This is a genomic window from Pseudomonas sp. FW305-E2, from assembly GCF_058782925.1.
The window spans coordinates 127,045-148,894 of record NZ_JBYSYE010000005.1; the positions used below are offsets into that span (position 1 = coordinate 127,045).

General features: G+C 59.4%; 18 protein-coding genes. 8 read left to right on the top strand and 10 right to left on the bottom strand.

Annotated elements, in window-relative coordinates:
- Positions 1 to 6: 6 nt before the first annotated feature.
- The 7 genes from rsmG to rpmH form a co-directional block, all read right to left on the bottom strand.
- Positions 7 to 657: a 16S rRNA (guanine(527)-N(7))-methyltransferase RsmG gene (gene rsmG, locus AC3WLP_RS07075; RefSeq protein WP_088512643.1), complete on the bottom strand. Its 651-nt coding sequence runs from the start codon at positions 655 to 657 to the stop codon at positions 7 to 9.
- Complete coding sequence (gene mnmG, locus AC3WLP_RS07080; protein ID WP_088512674.1) at positions 654 to 2,546, bottom strand: tRNA uridine-5-carboxymethylaminomethyl(34) synthesis enzyme MnmG; 1,893 nt, start codon at positions 2,544 to 2,546, stop codon at positions 654 to 656. The genes rsmG and mnmG overlap by 4 nt, the downstream gene beginning before the upstream one ends.
- A gap of 633 nt (positions 2,547 to 3,179) precedes the next feature.
- A complete protein-coding gene (gene mnmE / locus AC3WLP_RS07085; RefSeq protein WP_088512644.1) occupies positions 3,180 to 4,550 on the bottom strand; it encodes a tRNA uridine-5-carboxymethylaminomethyl(34) synthesis GTPase MnmE in 1,371 nt (456 codons plus the stop codon).
- A gap of 88 nt (positions 4,551 to 4,638) precedes the next feature.
- On the bottom strand, positions 4,639 to 6,321 hold the full coding sequence (gene yidC / locus AC3WLP_RS07090) for a membrane protein insertase YidC (RefSeq protein WP_003253171.1): 1,683 nt from the start codon (positions 6,319 to 6,321) through the stop codon (positions 4,639 to 4,641).
- 2 nt (positions 6,322 to 6,323) lie between these two features.
- The gene (gene yidD / locus AC3WLP_RS07095) at positions 6,324 to 6,569 is read right to left on the bottom strand and encodes a membrane protein insertion efficiency factor YidD (RefSeq protein WP_003253169.1); all 246 of its coding nucleotides are present in this window, start codon (positions 6,567 to 6,569) and stop codon (positions 6,324 to 6,326) included.
- The gene (gene rnpA, locus AC3WLP_RS07100) at positions 6,562 to 6,966 is read right to left on the bottom strand and encodes a ribonuclease P protein component (RefSeq protein ID WP_003253166.1); all 405 of its coding nucleotides are present in this window, start codon (positions 6,964 to 6,966) and stop codon (positions 6,562 to 6,564) included. Before rnpA ends, yidD begins: the two co-directional genes overlap by 8 nt.
- Before the next feature lie 13 nt (positions 6,967 to 6,979).
- Positions 6,980 to 7,114 carry a 50S ribosomal protein L34 gene (gene rpmH / locus AC3WLP_RS07105; RefSeq protein WP_003253163.1) on the bottom strand — a complete coding sequence of 45 codons (135 nt, stop codon included), beginning with the start codon at positions 7,112 to 7,114 and terminating at the stop codon, positions 6,980 to 6,982.
- 595 nt (positions 7,115 to 7,709) lie between these two features.
- On the opposite strand from rpmH, the gene dnaA reads away from it, so the two are divergent.
- Genes dnaA through gyrB form a run of 4 tightly spaced genes read left to right on the top strand, consistent with a single transcriptional unit; the run spans position 7,710 to position 13,915 of the window.
- Positions 7,710 to 9,227 (top strand): chromosomal replication initiator protein DnaA, encoded by a 1,518-nt coding sequence (dnaA, locus tag AC3WLP_RS07110; protein WP_003253158.1) that lies wholly within the window; start codon positions 7,710 to 7,712, stop codon positions 9,225 to 9,227.
- A gap of 40 nt (positions 9,228 to 9,267) precedes the next feature.
- The gene (gene dnaN, locus AC3WLP_RS07115; RefSeq protein WP_003253156.1) at positions 9,268 to 10,371 is read left to right on the top strand and encodes a DNA polymerase III subunit beta; all 1,104 of its coding nucleotides are present in this window, start codon (positions 9,268 to 9,270) and stop codon (positions 10,369 to 10,371) included.
- Between the two features lie 15 nt (positions 10,372 to 10,386).
- Positions 10,387 to 11,490 carry a DNA replication/repair protein RecF gene (recF, locus tag AC3WLP_RS07120; protein WP_003253154.1) on the top strand — a complete coding sequence of 368 codons (1,104 nt, stop codon included), beginning with the start codon at positions 10,387 to 10,389 and terminating at the stop codon, positions 11,488 to 11,490.
- Between the two features lie 4 nt (positions 11,491 to 11,494).
- Entirely contained in the window at positions 11,495 to 13,915 is a 2,421-nt protein-coding gene (gene gyrB / locus AC3WLP_RS07125) for a DNA topoisomerase (ATP-hydrolyzing) subunit B (protein WP_003253152.1), read from the top strand.
- 64 nt (positions 13,916 to 13,979) lie between these two features.
- Here gyrB and AC3WLP_RS07130 read toward each other — a convergent pair whose 3' ends face one another.
- Positions 13,980 to 14,387, bottom strand: a complete 408-nt coding sequence (locus tag AC3WLP_RS07130) for an RcnB family protein (RefSeq protein ID WP_088512645.1) — start codon at positions 14,385 to 14,387, stop codon at positions 13,980 to 13,982.
- Positions 14,388 to 14,518: 131 nt separating this feature from the next.
- Positions 14,519 to 15,811 carry a sigma-54 interaction domain-containing protein gene (locus AC3WLP_RS07135; protein ID WP_003253147.1) on the bottom strand — a complete coding sequence of 431 codons (1,293 nt, stop codon included), beginning with the start codon at positions 15,809 to 15,811 and terminating at the stop codon, positions 14,519 to 14,521.
- A 222-nt stretch (positions 15,812 to 16,033) separates the two neighbouring features.
- Between AC3WLP_RS07135 and AC3WLP_RS07140 the strand changes: the two genes are divergently transcribed.
- Genes AC3WLP_RS07140 through AC3WLP_RS07150 form a run of 3 tightly spaced genes read left to right on the top strand, consistent with a single transcriptional unit; the run spans position 16,034 to position 19,042 of the window.
- Positions 16,034 to 16,918 carry an MBL fold metallo-hydrolase gene (locus AC3WLP_RS07140; RefSeq protein ID WP_003253146.1) on the top strand — a complete coding sequence of 295 codons (885 nt, stop codon included), beginning with the start codon at positions 16,034 to 16,036 and terminating at the stop codon, positions 16,916 to 16,918.
- 40 nt (positions 16,919 to 16,958) lie between these two features.
- The gene (locus AC3WLP_RS07145) at positions 16,959 to 18,227 is read left to right on the top strand and encodes an NAD(P)/FAD-dependent oxidoreductase (RefSeq protein ID WP_088512646.1); all 1,269 of its coding nucleotides are present in this window, start codon (positions 16,959 to 16,961) and stop codon (positions 18,225 to 18,227) included.
- Positions 18,224 to 19,042 carry a sulfite exporter TauE/SafE family protein gene (locus AC3WLP_RS07150; RefSeq protein ID WP_014589206.1) on the top strand — a complete coding sequence of 273 codons (819 nt, stop codon included), beginning with the start codon at positions 18,224 to 18,226 and terminating at the stop codon, positions 19,040 to 19,042. The genes AC3WLP_RS07145 and AC3WLP_RS07150 overlap by 4 nt, the downstream gene beginning before the upstream one ends.
- On the opposite strand, the gene AC3WLP_RS07155 is transcribed toward AC3WLP_RS07150, so the two are convergent.
- Positions 19,031 to 19,918, bottom strand: a complete 888-nt coding sequence (locus tag AC3WLP_RS07155) for a LysR family transcriptional regulator (protein WP_088512647.1) — start codon at positions 19,916 to 19,918, stop codon at positions 19,031 to 19,033. The genes AC3WLP_RS07150 and AC3WLP_RS07155 overlap by 12 nt on opposite strands.
- 234 nt (positions 19,919 to 20,152) lie before the next feature.
- Between AC3WLP_RS07155 and AC3WLP_RS07160 the strand changes: the two genes are divergently transcribed.
- On the top strand, positions 20,153 to 21,799 hold the full coding sequence (locus tag AC3WLP_RS07160; protein ID WP_088512648.1) for a GMC family oxidoreductase: 1,647 nt from the start codon (positions 20,153 to 20,155) through the stop codon (positions 21,797 to 21,799).
- Positions 21,800 to 21,850: the final 51 nt, after the last annotated feature.

Genomic DNA, 21,850 nt, shown 5'->3' on the forward strand with positions numbered 1-21,850 from the left:
TCCCAGTCATGCCTTGCGGCGCAGTATCAGCAGATGGCGCTGGCCCTGGCAACCCGGAACGGTCAGGGCCTGTTCGCTTTCCACTGTGAAGTCTGCGGGCAATGCTACCAGTTCATCGGCAGGATGCAGCCCCTTCATTGCAAGCCATTGCGTCCCGGTGTCGCCCATGTGGCGGGTCCAGTTGGTGAAGTTCTCCATGCTGCTGAAGGCGCGGGAGATGATTCCGTCGAACGGTTGTGCCGGCTGGAACGCCTCGACCCGGCTGTGGATAACCGTGAGGTTGTCCAGCTTGAGTTCCATTTTCACCTGAGTCAGGAAACGGGTTTTTTTGCCATTGGCGTCCAGCACGGTGACGCGCTTGTGTGGATGCAGGATAGCCAGCGGGATGCCGGGCATGCCACCGCCGCTGCCAACATCCAGCCAGTTATCACGATCGTTGTGGATAAAAGACATGACGCTAAGGCTGTCGAGCAGGTGGCGCGAAACCATCTCGTCCGGGTCGCGCACAGCAGTCAGGTTGTAGGCTTTGTTCCATTTGATCAACAGAGCCAGGTAGCCAAGCAGCTTCTCGTGCTGCTCGGCAGTCAGCTCGACGCCAAGCTGGCGCGCACCTGTGGATAACTCTTCAGCGTGTTGAGGGGTGACCAGGGAACTCAAGCGCTTTGCTCCAATTCGCGGCCAGCGCCGCGTTTTTTCAAGTGAATCAGCAACAGGGAAATCGCCGCCGGGGTCACACCCGGGATACGCGAAGCCTGGCCCAGCGTCTCCGGACGGGTCTGGCTCAGCTTGCCCTGTATCTCCTTGGACAGGCCGGAAATCGTCGTGTAGTCGATATCCACAGGCAGGCGTGTGTCTTCGCTGGCGCGCAGTCGGGCAATTTCATCCTGCTGGCGGTCGATGTAGCCGGCGTATTTGGTGCGGATCTCGACCTGCTCGGCAACCTGTGGATCGATCGCTTCACCGCCAGTCGCTTCGATCAGGCCGGCGTAGTCGATTTCGGGGCGCGCCAGCAGGTTGAGCAAGCTGTACTCGTGGCTCAGCGGAGTGCCGAATTTATCCACAACGGCCTGACCTTGCTCGGTATTCGGCCGAACCCAGGTCGATTTCAGGCGCTGTTCCTCACGCTCGATACCGTCGCGCTTGGCGCAGAACGCGGCCCAGCGCAGGTCATCGATCAGGCCCAGTTCACGGCCCTTTTCGGTCAGGCGCAGGTCGGCGTTGTCTTCGCGCAGTATCAGCCGGTACTCGGCACGCGAGGTAAACATGCGGTACGGCTCCTGCGTACCCAAGGTAATCAGGTCGTCCACCAGTACGCCGATGTATGCCTCGTCGCGGCGCGGGCACCAGCTGTCACGGCCCTGCGCCCGAAGTGCGGCGTTAGTCCCGGCCAGCAGGCCCTGGGCGCCGGCTTCTTCGTACCCGGTGGTGCCGTTGATCTGCCCGGCGAAGAACAGGCCGCCGATAACTTTGGTCTCGAGGCTGTACTTGAGGTCACGGGGATCGAAGTAGTCGTACTCGATGGCATAGCCCGGGCGCACGATGTGGGCGTTTTCCATGCCGCGGATCGAACGGACCAGCTCCAACTGCACGTCGAACGGCAGCGAAGTGGAAATACCGTTGGGATACAACTCATGGGTGTTCAAGCCTTCCGGCTCAATGAACACCTGGTGGCTTTCCTTGTCGGCGAAGCGGTGGATCTTGTCTTCGATCGACGGACAGTAGCGCGGACCGACACCTTCGATCACGCCCGAGTACATCGGTGAACGGTCGAGGTTCGAGGCAATGATCTCGTGGGTGCGCGCATTGGTGTGGGTAATCCAGCAGCTCACCTGACGCGGGTGCATTTCGGCATTGCCCATGAACGACATCACCGGGATCGGCGTATCGCCTGGCTGTTCGGTCATTACCGAGAAGTCCACCGAGCGGCCGTCAATGCGTGGCGGGGTACCGGTTTTCAGGCGGCCGACGCGCAGCGGCAGTTCACGCATGCGGTGGGCCAGGGCAATCGAAGGTGGATCACCGGCGCGACCACCGGAATGGTTTTGCAGACCAATGTGGATAAGGCCGCCGAGGAAGGTACCGGTAGTCAGCACCACCGATTCGGCAAAGAAACGCAGGCCCATCTGGGTCACCACGCCTTTGACCTGGTCCTGCTCGACGATCAGGTCATCGCAGGACTGCTGGAATATCCACAGGTTTGGCTGGTTTTCCAGGATTTCACGTACCACTGCCTTGTAGATGGCGCGGTCGGCTTGCGCACGGGTGGCTCGTACGGCCGGGCCCTTGCGGTTGTTCAGAACGCGGAACTGGATGCCGCTCTTGTCGGTGGCCAGCGCCATGGCGCCGCCGAGCGCATCGATCTCTTTGACCAGATGGCTTTTGCCAATACCGCCGATGGCGGGGTTGCAGCTCATGTGACCGAGGGTTTCCACGTTATGGGTCAGCAGCAGGGTTTTCACACCCATGCGTGCAGACGCAAGCGCAGCCTCGGTACCGGCATGGCCGCCGCCGATGACGATCACGTCAAAACGGGAAGGGAAATCCACCACGCACCTCGTGCCTGTTTTTGCGAATAGAGAAGGTAAGCGGACAAGTATAGGGACTTCACCCCCAGTAAAGAAACCGTCTGAGCAAATTTTGACCAGTCTGTGGATGAGTGGCAAACAACAGAAATCAAAGAGAAGAAATTTAAAAAGCTTTGTTTTTATGTTTATTCTTATGCACAGCGATATCTGTGGATAAAGTCCTGTATCCCAATAATGGCGCTATGTAGAGAGAAATTAAACCCTGTGTCTGGAGTGCCATGAGGCCTATGGATAACGTCTTTTAGCCTGTGGATTAAATGGCTGTTTACCCACAGGCGGGTTTTTCCTCAGAAAAAAAGCCCGCTTATCAACTGAGCTGAAGGCGACTTTTCCACAGGGCTCCTGAGCACAGTTTTCGAGCCGAGCATGGAAAATTCATCGCGCTGGCGGCCAGACATGGTCAGGTTGGAGCGATCGAGCCCGCGAAGGGGTCGGTACATCCACAGAGATCTGGAGCTTGTAAGGGCTTCTTCGCGGGTCCGCCCGCCCCCACAGGTGTTTGGGTCATCGGCCTGCATTCATCTTCTGCAACGAATTTCAGGCAAAAAAAAGCCGCTCCCTAAGGAGCGGCGCTTGGCCTTGCCTGGCTGTGGATTACTTGCCGATGCAGAAGCTGGAGAATATCCGTCCAAGCAGGTCATCCGAGCTGAATGCTCCTGTAATCTCCCCCAGCGCATGCTGTGCCTGGCGTAAGTCCTCAGCCAGAAGCTCTCCCGCGCCCGCCAAGGTCAATTGAGCACGGCCGTGCTCCAGGTGCTCGCTGGCTTGGCGCAAGGCATCCAGATGGCGCCGGCGGGCGCTGAAGCCACTCTCTGCAGTCTGCTCGTAACCCATACAACCCTTCAGATGGTCGCGGAGCAGTTGCAGCCCTGTGTCGTCGCCCTTGGCGCTCAGGGTAATGGTCACATGGCCGTCATCGCACTGTTCCAGCGCTACCCGCTCACCACTCAGGTCGGCCTTGTTGCGAATCAACGTGACCTTGGCCGGTTCCGGCCGCTGAGCGAGAAACTCCGGCCACAAAGCGAACGGATCGCTGGCCTCGGGCGCAGTGGAGTCGACCACCAGCAGCACACGGTCTGCCTCGCCAATGGCCTTCAGGGCGCGTTCCACACCGATCTTTTCCACATGGTCATCGGTATCGCGCAAGCCGGCAGTATCGACAACGTGCAGCGGCATGCCGTCGATGTGGATATGTTCGCGCAGGATATCCCGCGTGGTGCCGGCGATGTCAGTGACGATGGCTGCTTCCCGCCCGGCCAGCTGGTTCAGCAAGCTCGATTTACCGGCATTCGGTCGGCCAGCAATGACTACCGTCATGCCGTCACGCAGCAAGGCGCCCTGCCCGGCCTCGCGCTGCACACTGGATAACTCGCTGCGCACGGCATCAAGCATCGACAGCACATGGCCATCGGCGAGGAAGTCGATCTCTTCCTCAGGAAAGTCGATCGCCGCCTCGACGTAAATACGCAAGGCAATCAACGCCTCGGTGAGGCTGTGCACACGCTTGGAGAATTCCCCTTGCAGCGAGCGCAGGGCGTTGCGCGCTGCCTGGCTGGAACTGGCCTCGATCAGGTCGGCGATGGCTTCGGCCTGCGCCAGGTCGAGCTTGTCGTTAAGGAAGGCGCGCTCGCTGAACTCGCCCGGGCGAGCCAGACGACAGCCGACTTGTACACAGCGCTGCAGCAGCATGTCCAAAACCACCGGGCCGCCGTGTCCCTGCAGTTCAAGCACGTCCTCACCAGTGAACGAATTAGGCCCGGGAAAGAACAGAGCAATCCCTTCGTCCAGCACCAGCCCTTCATCGTCGCGGAATGGACCGTAATGGGCATGCCGCGGGGTCAGGGTGCGGCCAGTGATCAACAGGCCGGCCTTGGCAGCCAGAGGGCCGGACAACCTGACAATTCCCACACCGCCCCGGCCTTGGGCCGTGGCGATGGCGGCGATGGTTTCACGCACAGTGTTCATGCTCGAAAGCCTCTACGACAAAAACGACAGATAGCAAAAACGCCCCACTAGGGGGCGTTTTTTATTCACAGGCTAGCGTATTAGCCCGTCAAGCAGCAGCTTTTTTGGTAGCTGCTTCGATACGGCGAGTGATGTACCACTGCTGCGAAATCGACAGGCAGTTGTTCACAACCCAGTACAGCACCAGACCGGCAGGGAACCACAGGAAGAAGAAGGTGAAGATGATTGGCATCATTTTCATCACCTTGGCCTGCATCGGATCCGGCGGTGTCGGGTTCAGGCGCTGCTGGATGAACATGGTGGCGCCCATGATGATCGGCAGGATAAAGAACGGATCCTTGATCGACAGGTCGGTAATCCACAGTATCCATGGGGCCTGGCGCATTTCCACGCTTTCCAGCAATACCCAGTACAGGGCCAGGAATACCGGCATCTGCACCAGGATCGGCAGGCAGCCGCCCAGTGGGTTGATCTTCTCTTTCTTGTAAAGCTCCATCATCGCCTGGGACATCTTCTGGCGATCGTCACCGAAGCGTTCCTTGAGTGCGGCGAGCTTAGGTGCAACGGCACGCATACGCGCCATGGAGCGGTAGCTGGCAGCCGACAGTGGGAAGAACAGGCCTTTGATCAACATGGTCAGCACGATGATCGACCAGCCCCAGTTACCCAGCAGGCTGTGGATATGTTGCAGCAGCCAGAAGATCGGCTGAGCGATGAACCACAGGAAGCCGTAGTCGACGGTCAATTCCAGGCCTGGGGACAACTCTTTCAGCTTGGACTGGATCTTCGGACCAGCGTACAGCAGGGCACTGGTTTCGACCTTGCCGCCAGCCGGTACGCTGATAACCGGGCCGGTGTAGCCGATGATGTAGTTGCCCTGGCTATCCTTGCGGGTCTGGACAACGTTGTTGTCCGACTTGGCCGGAATCCAGGCGGTCACGAAGTAGTGCTGCAGCCAGGCAACCCAACCGCCGGACACATTTTCTTTCAAACTACCTTTGTCGATGTCCTTCATCGAGACCTTTTTGTAAGGCTCAGATGCTGTCCACAGGGCAGCGCCCAGGTAGGTAGCGGTGCCGGTGGCAGTACTGGAGGACGGATCGCCGCTGGCATCACGCTTGAGCTGGGCAAACATGTTGCCGCTCCAGGCCTGGCCGCTCTGGTTGTCGATCAGGTAGCTGACATTCAGGTCGTACTCACCGCGCTTGAAGCTGAAACGCTTGATGTAGTTGACACCGTTGTCACTGAACTTCAGGTCTACCACCAGTTGTTCCTGGCCGTCGGCCAGCTGGTAGCTCTTCTGCTCGGCGGCATACAGGGGACGGCCGCTGGCGCGGGCATCCGGGCCATCGGTGCCGGTCAGACCACTTTGTGCCAGGTAAACACGTTCACCACCGTTGTCGAACAACTGGAATGGAATGTTCGGGTGGTCTTGACGGCGTGGGTACTTCGGCAGGTTCAGCTGGACGATGTCACCACCGACCGGATCGATAGCCAGTTCCAGAACGTCGGTCTTGACTCGGATCAGGTCCTTGCTGAGTGCGACCGGTGCCAGTTCGGCAGGGCTCGATTCGGCGTTGGCGCTCGGTACATCGGCGCTGGCACCGTTGTTACCGGCCGGCACGCCATCGGGCAAGCCCGGAGCAACAGTGCTGGCAGCAGTATTCTGAGTCGGCAGGGCAGCCTGGCCGTAGTCATCGTTCCACTTCAGGACCATGACGTAGGACACGACTGCCAGCGCGGCGATCAGGATCGTGCGTTTAATATCCATGATTACTCGGCTATCGAAGAAGTTCGGGAGGAAGGAGCGGGTGGAACGGGGTCGAAACCGCCGTCATTCCACGGATGACAACGCCCCAGGCGACGAACGGCCAGCCACCCACCACGCCAGATGCCATGGTTTTCGATGGCTTCATACGCGTAACAGGAGCAACTGGGGAAAAACCGACAGTGATTGGCCATCAGAGGACTAATGGCGTAACGGTAAAACTGGATCGGAACGAGTGCCAGTTTACGCATCTTGGCTGTCTACCCCTGCGGAATTGGCGGTGACTGCTGGTGTCGGCCGGCTGCGCGCCAGGCGTTTCCAGAGCTTGCCAAAGTGTTGGTGCAATTCCGGGTTTTCTATCTCACCCAATCCCTTGCGCGCGACGATCACGATGTCCAGGCCGGCAAGCAATTGCTGGTTCAGACGAAAGGAATCGCGCATCAAGCGCTTGAGGCGGTTGCGTTGAACGGCGAGCTTGACACTCTTCTTGCCGATTACCAAGCCAAGGCGTGGGTGATCGAGGCCGTTCTCGCGAGCAAGGATCAGCAGGTTTTTCCCTGGAACCTTGCCGGTTGGGGAGTCGAAGACCGCTTTGAAATGCCGGGGTGTAAGCAGTCGCTTTTCCCGACTGAAGTCCTGACTCACCACCTGTGCCGAAAAATCAAATGGCCAGACGCTTACGGCCTTTGGCACGACGACGCGACAGAACAGCACGGCCGTTCTTGGTAGCCATACGGGCACGGAAACCGTGGGTGCGGGCGCGCTTGATGGTGCTTGGTTGGAAAGTACGTTTCATGGCGTGTTACCTGGTTTGTCGACGACGGGCCGGGATGGCCCCCTTTTTAAGAGACCGGCGATTCTAGAGAAAGCAAGCCCATAGGTCAATTTCCAACCAGTCTTTCCATATAGAGCATGTGATGGACGGTGCCTGTTGATCAGTGCCCAAGGGGTGCTTGATCGGACACACGGATCGGGGACAACATGAAAAAAAAGAAGAGACATATAAAAAGCTTTTTTGAAGAACTTATAACTCTTAAGTGGATAACCTTCTGTGGATAACCTGCTCTAGCTCATGAATTACGGGGTGTACAGAGTTTTACAACTTTGTTCTGAACCCGTGCTGCGCTTGTTCCCATCGTGAGCGAAAGCTGTGGATGAAAACACCTGTTATCCACAGTGGAGTTATCAACAGGCTAAGGGTTGGGGTTGTGCATAGCCCTTATGGGCGTTTATCCACAGGGCTTATTCACAGAGGCGAAAAGCCGTTTTGGTCGATAAATGGCTGTTTTGTCGTGGTTCCTAACGTGTCCACATGTGGATAACTGAACGCTCGACCGGTACAATGGCGGTTTGTTTTTGCCTCATCCGGCTTTCAAACTCAGGGGATATCCGTGTCAGTGGAACTTTGGCAGCAGTGCGTGGAGCTTCTGCGCGATGAACTGCCTGCCCAGCAATTCAACACCTGGATCCGTCCGCTACAGGTCGAAGCCGAAGGCGACGAGTTGCGCGTCTATGCGCCTAACCGTTTCGTTCTCGATTGGGTCAATGAAAAGTACCTGGGTCGCTTGCTCGAGCTGTTGGGTGAGAACGGTAGCGGCATTGCACCAGCCCTTTCCTTATTAATAGGTAGCCGCCGCAGCTCGGCCCCAAGGGCTGCGCCCAACGCGCCGGTCAGCGCTGCCGTTGCGGCTTCGCTGGCGCAGACTCAGGCACACAAGACAGCCCCGGCAGCAGCGGTTGAACCCGTTGCCGTGGCTGCAGCCGAGCCTGTACTGGTCGAGACGTCTTCGCGTGACAGCTTTGATGCCATGGCCGAGCCTGCTGCGGCGCCGCCCAGTGGTGGCCGGGCTGAACAGCGCACCGTGCAGGTTGAAGGTGCGCTCAAGCACACCAGTTATCTGAACCGGACCTTTACCTTTGACACCTTCGTCGAAGGTAAGTCGAACCAGCTCGCCCGCGCGGCTGCCTGGCAGGTTGCGGACAACCCTAAGCATGGTTACAACCCACTGTTCCTTTATGGCGGTGTGGGTTTGGGTAAAACCCACCTTATGCATGCTGTGGGTAACCATCTGCTGAAGAAGAATCCGAACGCCAAGGTGGTGTACCTGCATTCGGAGCGTTTCGTCGCGGACATGGTCAAAGCGTTGCAACTCAATGCCATCAACGAATTCAAGCGCTTCTACCGCTCGGTGGACGCGTTGCTGATCGACGATATCCAGTTCTTCGCTCGCAAAGAGCGCTCGCAAGAAGAGTTTTTCCACACCTTCAACGCCTTGCTTGAGGGCGGCCAGCAGGTAATCCTTACCTCTGACCGCTATCCCAAGGAAATCGAAGGCCTGGAAGAGCGTCTGAAGTCGCGCTTTGGTTGGGGCCTGACGGTGGCTGTCGAGCCGCCAGAGCTGGAGACCCGCGTAGCAATCCTGATGAAGAAGGCCGACCAGGCCAAAGTCGAGCTCCCGCATGACGCAGCCTTTTTCATCGCTCAGCGCATTCGATCCAACGTCCGTGAGCTGGAAGGTGCACTGAAGCGGGTTATCGCTCATTCGCACTTCATGGGGCGTGACATCACCATCGAGCTGATTCGTGAATCGCTCAAGGATCTGTTGGCGCTGCAAGACAAACTGGTCAGTGTGGATAACATTCAGCGTACCGTCGCTGAGTACTACAAGATCAAGATCTCCGATCTGTTGTCCAAGCGTCGTTCGCGTTCTGTCGCGCGCCCGCGTCAGGTAGCCATGGCCCTGTCCAAGGAGTTGACCAACCACAGTCTGCCGGAAATCGGCGACATGTTCGGTGGTCGCGACCATACGACCGTGCTGCACGCCTGCCGCAAAATCAATGAACTGAAGGAATCCGACGCGGACATCCGCGAGGACTACAAGAACCTGCTGCGGACGCTGACGACCTGATGGCCGTCTGCGCAGCTAATTGAAGGCAAGGGACTAGACCATGCATTTCACCATTCAACGCGAAGCCCTGTTGAAACCCCTGCAACTGGTCGCCGGTGTCGTCGAGCGCCGTCAGACCTTGCCGGTCCTGTCCAACGTATTGCTGGTCGTACAAGGCCAGCAACTGTCGTTGACCGGTACCGACCTGGAAGTCGAGCTGGTAGGCCGAGTGCAACTGGAAGAGCCGGCCGAGCCTGGCGAGATCACTGTTCCGGCGCGCAAGCTGATGGACATCTGCAAAAGCCTGCCTAACGACGCCCTGATCGATATCAAGGTCGATGAGCAGAAGTTGTTGGTAAAGGCCGGCCGCAGCCGCTTCACCCTGTCGACCCTGCCTGCCAACGACTTCCCGACTGTGGAAGAAGGCCCGGGTTCGCTGACCTGCAACCTGGAGCAGAGCAAGCTGCGCCGCCTGATCGAGCGAACCAGCTTCGCCATGGCCCAGCAGGATGTGCGCTATTACCTCAACGGCATGCTGCTTGAGGTTTCCCGCAACACGTTGCGGGCCGTATCCACCGACGGTCACCGCTTGGCGCTTTGCTCGATGAGCGCGCCGATCGAGCAGGAGGATCGACACCAGGTCATCGTGCCGCGTAAAGGTATCCTGGAGTTGGCGCGCCTGCTGACCGATCCTGAAGGTATGGTCAGCATCGTGCTGGGCCAGCATCACATCCGCGCCACTACTGGCGAGTTCACCTTTACCTCCAAGCTGGTGGACGGCAAGTTCCCGGACTACGAGCGCGTACTGCCCAAAGGCGGTGACAAGCTGGTTGTCGGAGACCGCCAGGCGCTGCGTGAAGCTTTCAGCCGTACTGCGATTCTTTCCAACGAAAAGTACCGCGGTATTCGCCTGCAACTGGCTGCCGGTCAACTGAAGATCCAGGCTAACAACCCTGAGCAGGAAGAAGCTGAAGAAGAAATCAGCGTGGACTACGAAGGTAGCTCGCTGGAGATTGGTTTCAACGTCAGCTACTTGCTGGACGTGCTGGGCGTGATGACTACTGAGCAAGTTCGTCTGATCTTGTCCGATTCAAACAGCAGTGCGCTGCTGCAGGAAGCTGGCAATGACGATTCTTCCTACGTTGTCATGCCGATGCGCCTGTAACCTGTAGCAGGCGAAATGTCCCTTCGACGTATCATGGTCACCGCGGTGCGCAACTTGCACCCGGTGACACTCTTACCCTCCCCCCGCATCAACATCCTTTACGGCGCCAACGGCAGCGGCAAGACCAGCGTGCTCGAAGCCGTGCATTTGCTCGGCCTGGCCCGTTCATTTCGCAGCACCCGCCTGAATCCGGTTATTCAGTACGAACAGGCTGCCTGTACTGTGTTCGGCGAGGTTCAGCTGACGGAGGGTGGTACGAGCAACCTGGGTGTGTCCCGTGAGCGACAAGGGGAGTTTACTATCCGCATCGATGGGCAGAATGCGCGCAGCGCCGCGCAATTGGCTGAGTTACTGCCGCTCCAGCTCATCAACCCAGACAGTTTCCGGCTGCTTGAAGGCGCCCCAAAAATACGCCGCCAGTTTCTGGACTGGGGGGTGTTCCACGTGGAACCTCGTTTTCTGCCAGCCTGGCAACGCCTTCAGAAGGCGCTGCGGCAGCGGAACTCATGGTTGCGTCATGGTACACTTGACCCAGCTTCGCAAGCCGCCTGGGACCGGGAATTGTGCCTGGCTAGCGCGGAAATAGATGAATACCGTCGCAACTACATCAAGGCCTTGAAGCCCGTCTTCGAGCGAACCCTGAGCGAACTGGTCGAGCTGGACGGGTTGACCCTAAGCTACTACCGAGGCTGGGACAAGGACCGGGAACTGCAAGAAGTGCTCGCCTCCTCCCTCCTTCGCGATCAGCAGATGGGCCATACCCAAGCCGGTCCGCAGCGTGCTGATCTGCGTTTGCGGTTGGCTGGCAATAACGCAGCCGACATCCTGTCGCGTGGTCAGCAAAAGTTGGTGGTATGCGCATTGCGCATTGCCCAAGGCCACCTCGTTAGTCAGGCTCGCCGCGGTCACTGTATTTATCTCGTGGATGACTTGCCGTCCGAACTGGATGACCAGCATCGCCGCGCACTGTGCCGCTTGCTTGAAGAATTACGCTGCCAGGTGTTCATCACCTGTGTAGATCACGAATTACTGAGGGAAGGCTGGCAGACGGAAACGCCAGTTGCTTTGTTCCACGTGGAACAAGGCCGTATCACCCAGACCCACGACCATCGGGAGTGAAGGCATGAGCGAAAATCAAACGTACGACTCCTCCAGCATCAAGGTGCTGAAAGGTTTGGATGCCGTACGCAAGCGTCCCGGCATGTACATTGGCGACACCGATGATGGTAGTGGCCTGCACCACATGGTCTTCGAGGTGGTCGACAACTCGATCGACGAAGCCCTCGCCGGTCACTGCGATGACATCACTGTCATCATCCATCCGGACGAATCTATCAGTGTGCGCGACAACGGTCGCGGCATTCCGGTCGATGTGCATAAGGAAGAAGGCGTTTCCGCAGCCGAGGTCATCATGACTGTGCTGCACGCCGGCGGTAAGTTCGACGACAACTCCTACAAAGTATCCGGCGGTCTGCACGGTGTAGGTGTGTCGGTTGTGAACGCCCTGTCCGAGAAGCTGGTTCTGACCGTTCGCCGTAGCGGCAAGATCTGGGAACAGACTTACGTTCACGGTGTTCCACAAGCGCCCATGGCGGTTGTCGGTGACAGTGAAACCACGGGTACCCACATCCACTTCAAGCCATCGGCTGAAACCTTCAAGAACATTCACTTCAGCTGGGACATCCTGGCCAAGCGCATCCGCGAGCTGTCGTTCCTCAACTCGGGCGTTGGCATTCTGCTGAAGGATGAGCGCAGCGGTAAGGAAGAGTTCTTCAAGTACGAAGGCGGTCTGCGTGCGTTCGTCGAGTACTTGAACACCAACAAGACGCCGGTCAACTCCCAGGTGTTCCACTTCAACGTTCAGCGTGACGATGGCGTGGGTGTTGAAGTCGCCCTGCAATGGAACGACAGCTTCAACGAAAACCTGCTGTGCTTTACCAACAATATTCCGCAGCGAGATGGCGGCACCCACCTGGTGGGCTTCCGTTCCTCGCTGACCCGTAGCCTTAACAGCTACATCGAGCAGGAAGGCCTGGCCAAGAAGAACAAGGTGGCAACCACTGGCGACGACGCCCGTGAAGGCCTGACCGCAATCATCTCGGTGAAGGTACCGGACCCGAAGTTCAGCTCGCAGACCAAGGACAAGCTGGTCTCCTCGGAGGTGAAAACCGCCGTGGAACAGGAGATGAACAAGTACTTCGCCGATTTCCTCTTGGAAAACCCGAACGAGGCGAAGGCCGTCGTTGGCAAGATGATCGACGCCGCTCGCGCCCGTGAAGCCGCCCGTAAAGCCCGTGAAATGACCCGCCGTAAAGGTGCGCTGGATATCGCGGGTCTGCCGGGCAAACTGGCCGACTGCCAAGAGAAGGATCCTGCTCTCTCCGAACTGTACCTGGTGGAGGGTGACTCTGCGGGTGGCTCGGCCAAGCAAGGCCGCAACCGTCGTACCCAGGCGATCTTGCCGCTGAAGGGTAAAATCCTCAACGTCGAGAAAGCGCGCTTCGACAAGATGATTTCGTCCCAGGAAGTGGGCACGCTGATCACTGCGCTGGGCTGTGGTATCGGCCGTGAAGAGTACAACATCGACAAACTGCGTTATCACAACATCATCATCATGACCGATGCTGACGTTGACGGTTCGCACATCCGTACGCTGCTGCTGACTTTCTTCTTCCGTCAGCTGCCGGAGCTGGTCGAGCGTGGCTACATCTATATTGCCCAGCCGCCGCTGTACAAGGTGAAACGAGGCAAGCAGGAGCAGTACATCAAGGACGATGAGGCCATGGAAGAGTACATGACCCAGTCGGCTCTGGAAGATGCCAGCCTGCACCTGGACGAATCGGCGCCAGCAGTTTCCGGCGTGCAGCTGGAAGCGCTGGTGAATGAGTTCCGTAGTGTCATGAAGACTCTCAAGCGCCTGTCGCGTTTGTACCCGGAAGAGCTGACTGAGCACTTCGTCTACCTGCCTGAGGTGACCCTGGAGCAGTTGGGTGACCACGCAGTGATGCAGGCCTGGCTGGCCCAGTTCCAGGCGCGTCTGAACTCCAGCCAGAAGTCTGGCCTGGCTTACAACGCCAGCCTGCGTGAAGACAAAGAGCGCAACGTATGGCTGCCTGAAGTGGAAATTACCTCTCACGGTCTGGCCAGCTATATCACGTTCAACCGCGATTTCTTCGGCAGCAATGACTACCGTACCGTAGTCAACATTGGTGCCAAGCTTTCGAGCCTGTTGGGTGAAGGTGCGTACGTGCAGCGCGGTGAACGCCGCAAGGCAATCGTCGAGTTCAAAGAGGGCCTGGATTGGCTGATGAACGAGACCACCAAGCGCCATACGATTCAGCGATACAAAGGGCTGGGGGAGATGAACCCGGACCAACTGTGGGAAACCACCATGGACCCGACCGTTCGCCGTATGCTCAAGGTCACGATCGAAGATGCCATCGCCGCTGACCAGATCTTCAACACCCTGATGGGTGATGCGGTCGAGCCGCGTCGTGACTTCATCGAAAGTAACGCGCTGTCGGTGTCGAACCTGGACTTCTGATCAGGTGTAATTCGCCAGACACTAAAAAGCCCGCTGATGCGGGCTTTTTAGTGTCTGCAAAAAATCAGTAGCCGGTGAGAATGTTCACGATCAAACCGCTGGCAATGGCCACCAGCACATAGTCGCCATTCACATACAGCCAACGATGATCACGAGGTGGCGCATACAGGTGGCGCGCTTTCCAGTCAGTTACCCAGTAACGGTCTCCACGGTAATGTGGATCAACGGCATGACCCCGCTGCCACTGCTTATGAGGTATCGGCATGCCTTGTTGTGGGTGGAAGTTTGGATCACGGTAAGCAGGACCGCGGCCATTGTCATGTCGGCCCTGGTGCTGTGGTTGACCCTGTGGCGGGTTGCCTTGGTGCGATGGGCCGCCATCATGCCGATCAGGCGGGCCCGGTTGCGCGAAGCTTGCCAGCGGTGTGCTGAGCATGAGCGCGGCGCAGATCACGGTTAGGGCTTTCTTCATTTTGATGCGGTCCTCTGCCTGTTAATCGCCTGGCAAGTATTGATTGCCAGGTTCGGTTAACTGATCAGACCACGATTTTTCCCTTTCAATGTCAGGGCGCAGGTAAAGGTCCGGTAAAGTCTGGCGTTCTTTCAGTTCAGCCCGAGCGCTTTCAAGCGGCGATACAGCGTGCGTTCACTCATGCCAAGATGACTGGCCAGTTCACTGCGCGAGCCTTTGAACTGCTCCAGCGCCTGCGCCAGCTCACCCAGGTCATTGCGACGGCCGCTTCCTTTAGCCGCGCCAGTCAGTCCAGTGTCTTCCGGTAAATGCTCTGGCCTGATCACACCGTCATCGGCAAACAAACGCGCGCGTTCCAGAATGTTGCGCAGTTCGCGGATATTGCCCGGAAACGGATGCAATGCAAGTTGCTGCAAGGCGTCTTCACTCAGCCTGGGCGTCGGCTGGCCGGCCATGCGCTGCAGCAGGCTCTGTGCGAGCAGCGGCAGATCTTCCACCCGTTCGCGCAATGCAGGCAGACGAATCGGGAAGCCGCTGATGCGGTAATACAGGTCTTCTCGGAAGGAGCCATCCGCGACCATTTGTTTAAGTGGTTTATGGGTGGCCGATATCAGGCGGAAATCCGAATGCACAGTGCGCAGGCTGCCCACGGGACGGAAACTCCCGGACTCTATCAGGCGCAGCAACTTCACCTGCATCGCCAGCGGCACTTCACCAATTTCATCGAGGAACAAGGTGCCGCCATGCGCCGCCTCGGCCAAGCCGATCTTGCGCTGATTCGCCCCGGTGAACGCGCCCTTCTCATAGCCGAACAGTTCACTCTCGAACAACGACTCGGTCAGGCCGGTGCAGTCGACCACCACCAGTGGGCCGTTGGCCCTGGGGCTGCCCATGTGCACTGCACGGGCGAACAGCTCCTTGCCGGTCCCTGATTCACCCTGCAGCAACACCGGGATCTGCGCCGGTGCCGCACGCTGCAGGCTGGCCAGCGCGGCCTTGAAGGTTGGCGCGCGGCCGACCAACCCCTGCTCCTGTGGCTGGGCCGAAGCGAGGGTGATGGTGGTGAGGCGTTCGACAAAGGCCACTACCTTGCCCTGCTCATCCAGGATCGGCCGCAACTCCACATCCACATGCTCCGGGCCACGTGGTGTGTGATGAATGTGCAATACCCGCTCCGGTACCTTGCTGTCCCACGCCTTGCGCATCGGGCAATGTTCGCCAGCCTGGTCGCACGGCACAGCGTAGTGGTGCGAAACCCTGTGGCACTTCTCGCCCAGTGGGGCCTGATCATGCCGGCCAAACTGACGGCGATAGGCCGCATTGGCGGCGAGGATGTTGTAGTCGGTGTCCAACACGATGGTCGGAAGGGCATCGTGCTCGAGGTAGGAAACCAGAGCTAGGATGAGAGGATGGGCTTCAGGCATGTCGGCACCGTATGGATGACCGACGCAGGGTAACAAGGACTGCCAAACACTGCCATTGGCTGTCAGTCGACTGCCACCTGGGCTGCCAGTTTTGCCCGCAGCGGTCTGCAACTGGCCGGTTTTATTGGCCAGTGAGTGGCAAAAAGCCTGGCATGCATCTTGATAAAGCTCCTGTCACTGCCTACGCCTGTACAAGGCGGGGCGGATAAATTGGAGAACGTGATGATCATCGGCAACAACCTTCACGTGGACGCCTTCTACGACGAGGCGACCTCGACCATCAGCTACCTGGTCATGGACCGTGAAACCCGACAATGCGCATTGATCGACAGCGTGCTGGATTACGACCCCAAGTCCGGGCGCACCTGTAGCGCTTCGGCTGATCGCTTGGTCGAGCGTGTGAATGAACTGAACGCCAGCGTGCGGTGGGTGTTGGAAACCCATGTGCACGCTGACCACCTTTCAGCGGCTGCCTACCTGAAAGAAAAGCTGGGCGGCCATACCGCAATTGGCGCGCACATTACCCAGGTGCAGAAAGTGTTTGGCGCCTTGTTCAACGCAGAGCCCGGCTTCGCCCGTGATGGCAGCCAGTTCGATGTGCTGCTCGAAGATGAGGAAGGTTTCCGTATTGGCAACCTGCAGGCCCGTGCGTTGCACACGCCTGGGCACACACCCGCGTGCATGAGTTTCATGATCGAAGATGCCGGCGAGATCGCGGTGTTCGTTGGAGACACCTTGTTCATGCCCGATTACGGCACCGCCCGCTGCGACTTCCCCGGGGCCGATGCCCGCACCTTGTACCGCTCAATCCGTCGCCTGCTGGCTTTCCCCGACCAGACTCGGTTGTTCATGTGCCACGACTACCTGCCGGGTGGCCGCGACATGCAGTACGTCACAACTGTCGCCGAGCAGCGCGCCAGCAACATTCACATCCATCAGGGTATCGATGAGGACAGCTTCGTTGCCATGCGCGAAGCCCGTGACAAGACGCTCGAAATGCCCGTACTGATCCTGCCTTCGGTGCAGGTGAACATGCGTAGCGGCCAACTACCCCCTCCGGAGGCGAACGGCGTGAGCTATCTGAAGATCCCGCTGAACAAGCTGTAACCGCCCTGCCCCCATAATCAGATTTCCAGGATTTGCCGCCATGCCTGCCTTGTTGTCCCCTGCCAATACCGACCACCACAAGGTGGTCATCGTCGGTGCCGGTGCCGCCGGGATCGCCACTGCTTCCAGCCTGATCAGCCGCGACCCATCATTGGACGTCGTCTTGATCGACCCTGCCGAAGTGCACTACTACCAACCCGGCTGGACCATGGTCGGTGCCGGTGTGTTCAAGGCACCCAGCACTGCTCGCACCATGGCGTCGACCATTCCTCGCGGTGTGCGCTGGGTCAAGGCGCGGGTAAAAGGATTCGACCCGTTGGGCCAGTTGGTCATCCTCGATGATGCTCGCGCCATCAGCTATGAACAGCTGATCGTCTGCCCCGGCCTCAAGCTGGACTGGGCGGCCATCGATGGGCTCAGCGAGACCCTGGGCCGCAACGGTGTCACCTCCAACTACCGCTACGACCTGGCGCCCTATACCTGGGAACTGGTGCAAAAGCTCAAGCAAGGACGCGCGCTGTTCTGCCAGCCGCCCATGCCGATCAAGTGCGCCGGTGCACCACAGAAGGCGCTGTATCTGTCTTGTGACCACTGGCTGCGCCATGGCCATCTGGGGGCGGTGAAAGCCAGCTTCTACAATGCGGGTGCCGTACTGTTCGGTGTCGCGGATTACGTGCCCGCGCTGATGAAGTACATCGAAAAATACGCCGTCGACCTCAACTTCTCCCACAGGTTGGTTGCCGTAGACGGCCCGGGAAAGCGCGCTACATTCTTGCGTACCCTGCCCGATGGCAGCAGCGAAACGCGCATCGAGGCCTTCGACATGCTGCACGTGGTACCGCCACAGGTGGCGCCAGACTTCATTCGCGAAAGCCCCTTGGCTGATAGCGCCGGCTGGGTTGACGTCGATCCGCATACCCTGCGCCATCGCAAATACACCAACGTTCATGCCTTGGGTGACGTGGCTAACACCAGCAATGCCAAGACCGCCGCTGCGGCCCGCAAGCAGGCACCGGTGGTCGCCAACAATGTGCTGGTGGCGCTGGGCAGGCTGGCGACCCTGGCCCAGTACGACGGCTATGGCTCGTGCCCGCTTACCGTCGAGCGCGGCAAGATCGTCCTGGCCGAATTCACCTATGGCGGCAAGCTGGCACCGAGCTTCCCCAACTGGTTACTCGATGGCCGCAAGCCGACACGCCTGGCCTGGCTGCTCAAGGCACAGGCGCTGCCACCGTTGTACTGGCAAGGCATGCTCAAGGGGCGCGAGTGGTTGGCACGCCCGCAGCTGGTAGCCGAGGGTGGGCAGTGATCGAGCATCAACTGTTAGGGGCGGGCCTTGGCGCAATCATCGGCGCTGTGCTGGCGCTGACCGGCGCAGGCGGTGGCATTCTCGCTGTACCCTTACTGGTGTTCGGCCTGGGGTTATCGATGGTCGAAGCGGCACCGGTGGGCCTGTTGGCTGTAGGTTTGGCTGCAGCGGTTGGCGCAGTGCTGGGCTTGCGCCAAGGGCTGGTACGTTATCGGGCTGCGCTGTTCATTGCGTTGGTTGGTGTGGCAGCAGCGCCGTTCGGGCTGATGCTGGCGCACCGCCTGCCGAATGCACCGTTGCAGGTGGTATTCGCTGGCGTGCTGGTTTATGCCTGCCTGCGCATATGGCGCAAGGCGGCCAAAGAACTGCGTGGCGAAGCCAATGACGCTCATCGCTTTATCGAGCCGTGTGTGCTGAACCCGTTGCAGGGGCGTTTGCGCTGGACCCTACCCTGCGCGCGCGCATTGGCATTCACGGGTGCCTTGTCCGGGTTGTTGTCCGGCCTGCTCGGCGTGGGTGGGGGGTTCGTCATCATCCCTGCCCTGAACCGCTACACCAACCTGCGCATGGCCAGCATCGTTTCCACTTCGCTGGCGGTGATTGCCTTGGTCTCTACCGGCAGTGTGGTCAGCGCCAGCCTTGCGGGCGTCATGCACTGGCAGGTTGGCGCCCCGTTTGCCGTCGGCGCGGTGCTCGGTCTGCTGCTGGCGCGACCCTTGGCAGCCAGGTTGGCCGGGCCGCGTCTGCAGCAGATGTTTGCCGTGGCAGGTTGGGCCGCTGCCCTGTTGTTGGCGGGCAAAGCGCTACTCGGCTAGCAACTCGCTCTGTTCGGCCGCGCACAACGCCAGCAGGTAGTCCCACACCACCCGCAGGCGCACAGACTTGTGCAGCTCGCGTCGGGTGCAGATCCAGTAGCTACGCTGGATGGTCTCACCCGGCAGCACGCGCACCAGTGTCGGGTCGTGGCGGGCCATGTAGTTGGGCAGCACGGCGATGCCCAGCCCGGCGCGGGCGGCAGCTTGCTGGGCGATCACGCTCGTACTGCGAAACACCACGGTGGGTGCTCGGCAGAAACTGTTGAGAAACAGCAGTTCCTGGCTGAACAGCAAATCGTCGACGTAGCCGATCCAGCTGTGCCGGGCCAAGTCTTCGCGGTTGCGCAGTGGCGGTGCGCGGTCCAGGTAGTCCTGGCTGGCGTACAGCGCCAAGCGGTAGTCGGTGAGTTTGCGGGTGATCAGCAGGTCGGCGTTGGGTCGCTCCAGATGGATGCTGATTTCTGCCTCGCGGTTGAGGATGCTGACGAAACGCGGCACCGCTACCAGTTCCACCTCCAGGCCGGGGTAGCGCTCGAACAACGCGTTCATGCGTGGGGTGAAGAACATGATGCCGATGCCTTCGGTTACCCCCAGACGAATCTTGCCCAGCGGGGTGATGGCCTGGGTGATTTCCTCTTGTGCCAGCAAGGCGACGTTCTCCATGGCTTCGGCATGCTTGAGCAGGGCTTGGCCCGAGGGGGTCAGCTCGTAGCCCTGGGCATGCTGCACGAACAGCGCGGTCCCCAGGCTCTGCTCGATGCTCTCGATATGCCGGGCCACGGTGCTGTGGGTAGTGTTCAGGCGCTTGGCGGCGGTCAGCAGGCGGCCGCTGCGCTGCAACTCGAGGAAAAACCGCAGATCATTCCAGTCGAACATGCTTGTCCTTTATGGCAGTTCGTTCCGGCCTCTTCACGGGCATGCCCCACAGGTGCGGTGAACACCCTGAAGGTAACGTGATCCCTGAGGTGCGGGCGAGCCCGCGAAAAGGTCGGTACAGGCTTGCCACTGTGCTAAAACGCACAGCGGCTGCGCGAAATCTCGTGTTTCATCCACGAAATTACTCACTAAGATGGATCGGGACAAGAATAAAAAACAGGCGCGAGGTTGCACATGCCATCAGCCGATTCTGTCTTCGACTACGTGGTCGTAGGGGCCGGTCCCGCCGGATGCCTGCTGGCCAATCGTTTGTCCGCCGACCCTTCCTGCCGCGTGCTGCTGCTGGAGGCGGGGGGCCGCGACAATTATCCCTGGATCCACATCCCCGTCGGTTACCTCTACTGCATCGGCAACCCGCGCACAGACTGGTGCTTCAAGACCGAGGCACAGCCTGGCCTCGGCGGTCGCGCTTTGGGTTATCCAAGGGGCAAGGTGCTAGGTGGCTGTTCGTCGATCAACGGCATGATCTACATGCGGGGCCAAGCCGCCGACTATGACCATTGGGCCGCGCAAGGCAACGACGGCTGGGCGTGGAAAGATGTGTTACCCCTGTTCAAGGCCAGCGAAAACCACTTTGCCGGCGCCAGCGAGCACCATGGCGCGGTGGGCGAATGGCGGGTCGAGCGCCAACGCTACAGCTGGCCGATCCTTGATGCTTTCCGTGATGCCGCCGAGCAGAGTGGTATTGGCAAGGTCGACGATTTCAACACCGGCGACAACCAGGGTTGTGGATATTTTCAGGTCAACCAGCGCAGTGGTGTGCGCTGGAACGCTTCCAAAGCTTTCCTGCGGCCGATCAAGGATCGCGCCAACCTCACTGTGCTGACCGGCGTGCAGGTTGACCAGGTACTGCTCGACAACACCCGCGCACGGGCGGTGAAGGCGCTCTGGCAAGGGACCTGGCATGAGTTTGCGGCGCGCCGCGAGATCATTCTCTGTGCTGGGGCGGTTGGTTCTCCGGGCATCCTCCAGCGCTCCGGCATCGGCCCGCGTCAGTTGCTGGAAAGCTTGGGTATTGGTGTTCGCCACGATATGCCAGGCGTTGGTGGCAACTTGCAGGACCACCTGCAACTGCGCCTGATTTACCAGATCCGCAACACCCGTACCTTGAACCAGATGGCCAACAGCCTGTGGGGCAAGATGGGCATGGGCCTGCGTTACCTCTACGACCGTAGCGGGCCGCTGGCCATGGCGCCGAGCCAGTTAGGCGCGTTCGTGCGTTCAAGCCCTGAACAGGCCACCGCCAACCTTCAATATCACGTGCAGCCGCTGTCACTGGAACGCTTCGGTGAGCCGTTGCATCAGTTCCCGGCCTTTACGGCTTCGGTGTGCAACCTGCGCCCGGCTAGCCGCGGGCGCATCGACATCTGCAGCACCGACATGAACAGCACGCCGCTGATCGACCCCAATTACCTCAGTGCTCCGCAGGACTTGCGGGTTGCTGCCGATGCCATTCGCCTTACCCGGCGCATCGTCCAGGCCCCTGCCCTCGCCGCTTTCGAGCCCAAGGAATATTTGCCGGGCCCAGCGCTGCAAAGCGAGGAAGAACTGTTCGAGGCCGCTGGCAAGATCGGCACCACCATCTTCCACCCGGTCGGTACCTGTCGCATGGGCAACGGTGCCATGGACGTTGTGGATAACCAGCTGCGCGTGCATGGCATCCCCGGTCTTCGTGTCGCTGATGCTTCGATCATGCCGCAGATAACGTCCGGCAATACCTGTTCCCCCACCCTGATGATCGCCGAAAAGGCGGCGCAACTGATCCTCAAAGGAGCGGCTACCCAGACCTACCTGAACGAAGACGCGTTACCGACGCCCTGACCCGGGTGCGTGCAGTACCGGCGGCTTGCGGTCAGAAGTCGCCGACAGTGG

What these genes read in the sequence shown, in the direction of transcription:
- gyrB (WP_003253152.1), top strand. Translation starts at nt 11,495, where the DNA reads ATGAGCGAAAATCAAACGTACGACTCCTCCAGCATCAAGGTGCTGAAA.
- AC3WLP_RS07160 (WP_088512648.1), top strand. Translation starts at nt 20,153, where the DNA reads ATGCCATCAGCCGATTCTGTCTTCGACTACGTGGTCGTAGGGGCCGGT.
- recF (WP_003253154.1), top strand. Translation starts at nt 10,387, where the DNA reads ATGTCCCTTCGACGTATCATGGTCACCGCGGTGCGCAACTTGCACCCG.
- yidD (WP_003253169.1), bottom strand. Translation starts at nt 6,569, where the DNA reads ATGCGTAAACTGGCACTCGTTCCGATCCAGTTTTACCGTTACGCCATT.
- rpmH (WP_003253163.1), bottom strand. Translation starts at nt 7,114, where the DNA reads ATGAAACGTACTTTCCAACCAAGCACCATCAAGCGCGCCCGCACCCAC.
- AC3WLP_RS07140 (WP_003253146.1), top strand. Translation starts at nt 16,034, where the DNA reads ATGATCATCGGCAACAACCTTCACGTGGACGCCTTCTACGACGAGGCG.
- AC3WLP_RS07145 (WP_088512646.1), top strand. Translation starts at nt 16,959, where the DNA reads ATGCCTGCCTTGTTGTCCCCTGCCAATACCGACCACCACAAGGTGGTC.
- mnmE (WP_088512644.1), bottom strand. Translation starts at nt 4,550, where the DNA reads ATGAACACTGTGCGTGAAACCATCGCCGCCATCGCCACGGCCCAAGGC.
- AC3WLP_RS07155 (WP_088512647.1), bottom strand. Translation starts at nt 19,918, where the DNA reads ATGTTCGACTGGAATGATCTGCGGTTTTTCCTCGAGTTGCAGCGCAGC.
- yidC (WP_003253171.1), bottom strand. Translation starts at nt 6,321, where the DNA reads ATGGATATTAAACGCACGATCCTGATCGCCGCGCTGGCAGTCGTGTCC.
- dnaN (WP_003253156.1), top strand. Translation starts at nt 9,268, where the DNA reads ATGCATTTCACCATTCAACGCGAAGCCCTGTTGAAACCCCTGCAACTG.
- AC3WLP_RS07135 (WP_003253147.1), bottom strand. Translation starts at nt 15,811, where the DNA reads ATGCCTGAAGCCCATCCTCTCATCCTAGCTCTGGTTTCCTACCTCGAG.
- AC3WLP_RS07130 (WP_088512645.1), bottom strand. Translation starts at nt 14,387, where the DNA reads ATGAAGAAAGCCCTAACCGTGATCTGCGCCGCGCTCATGCTCAGCACA.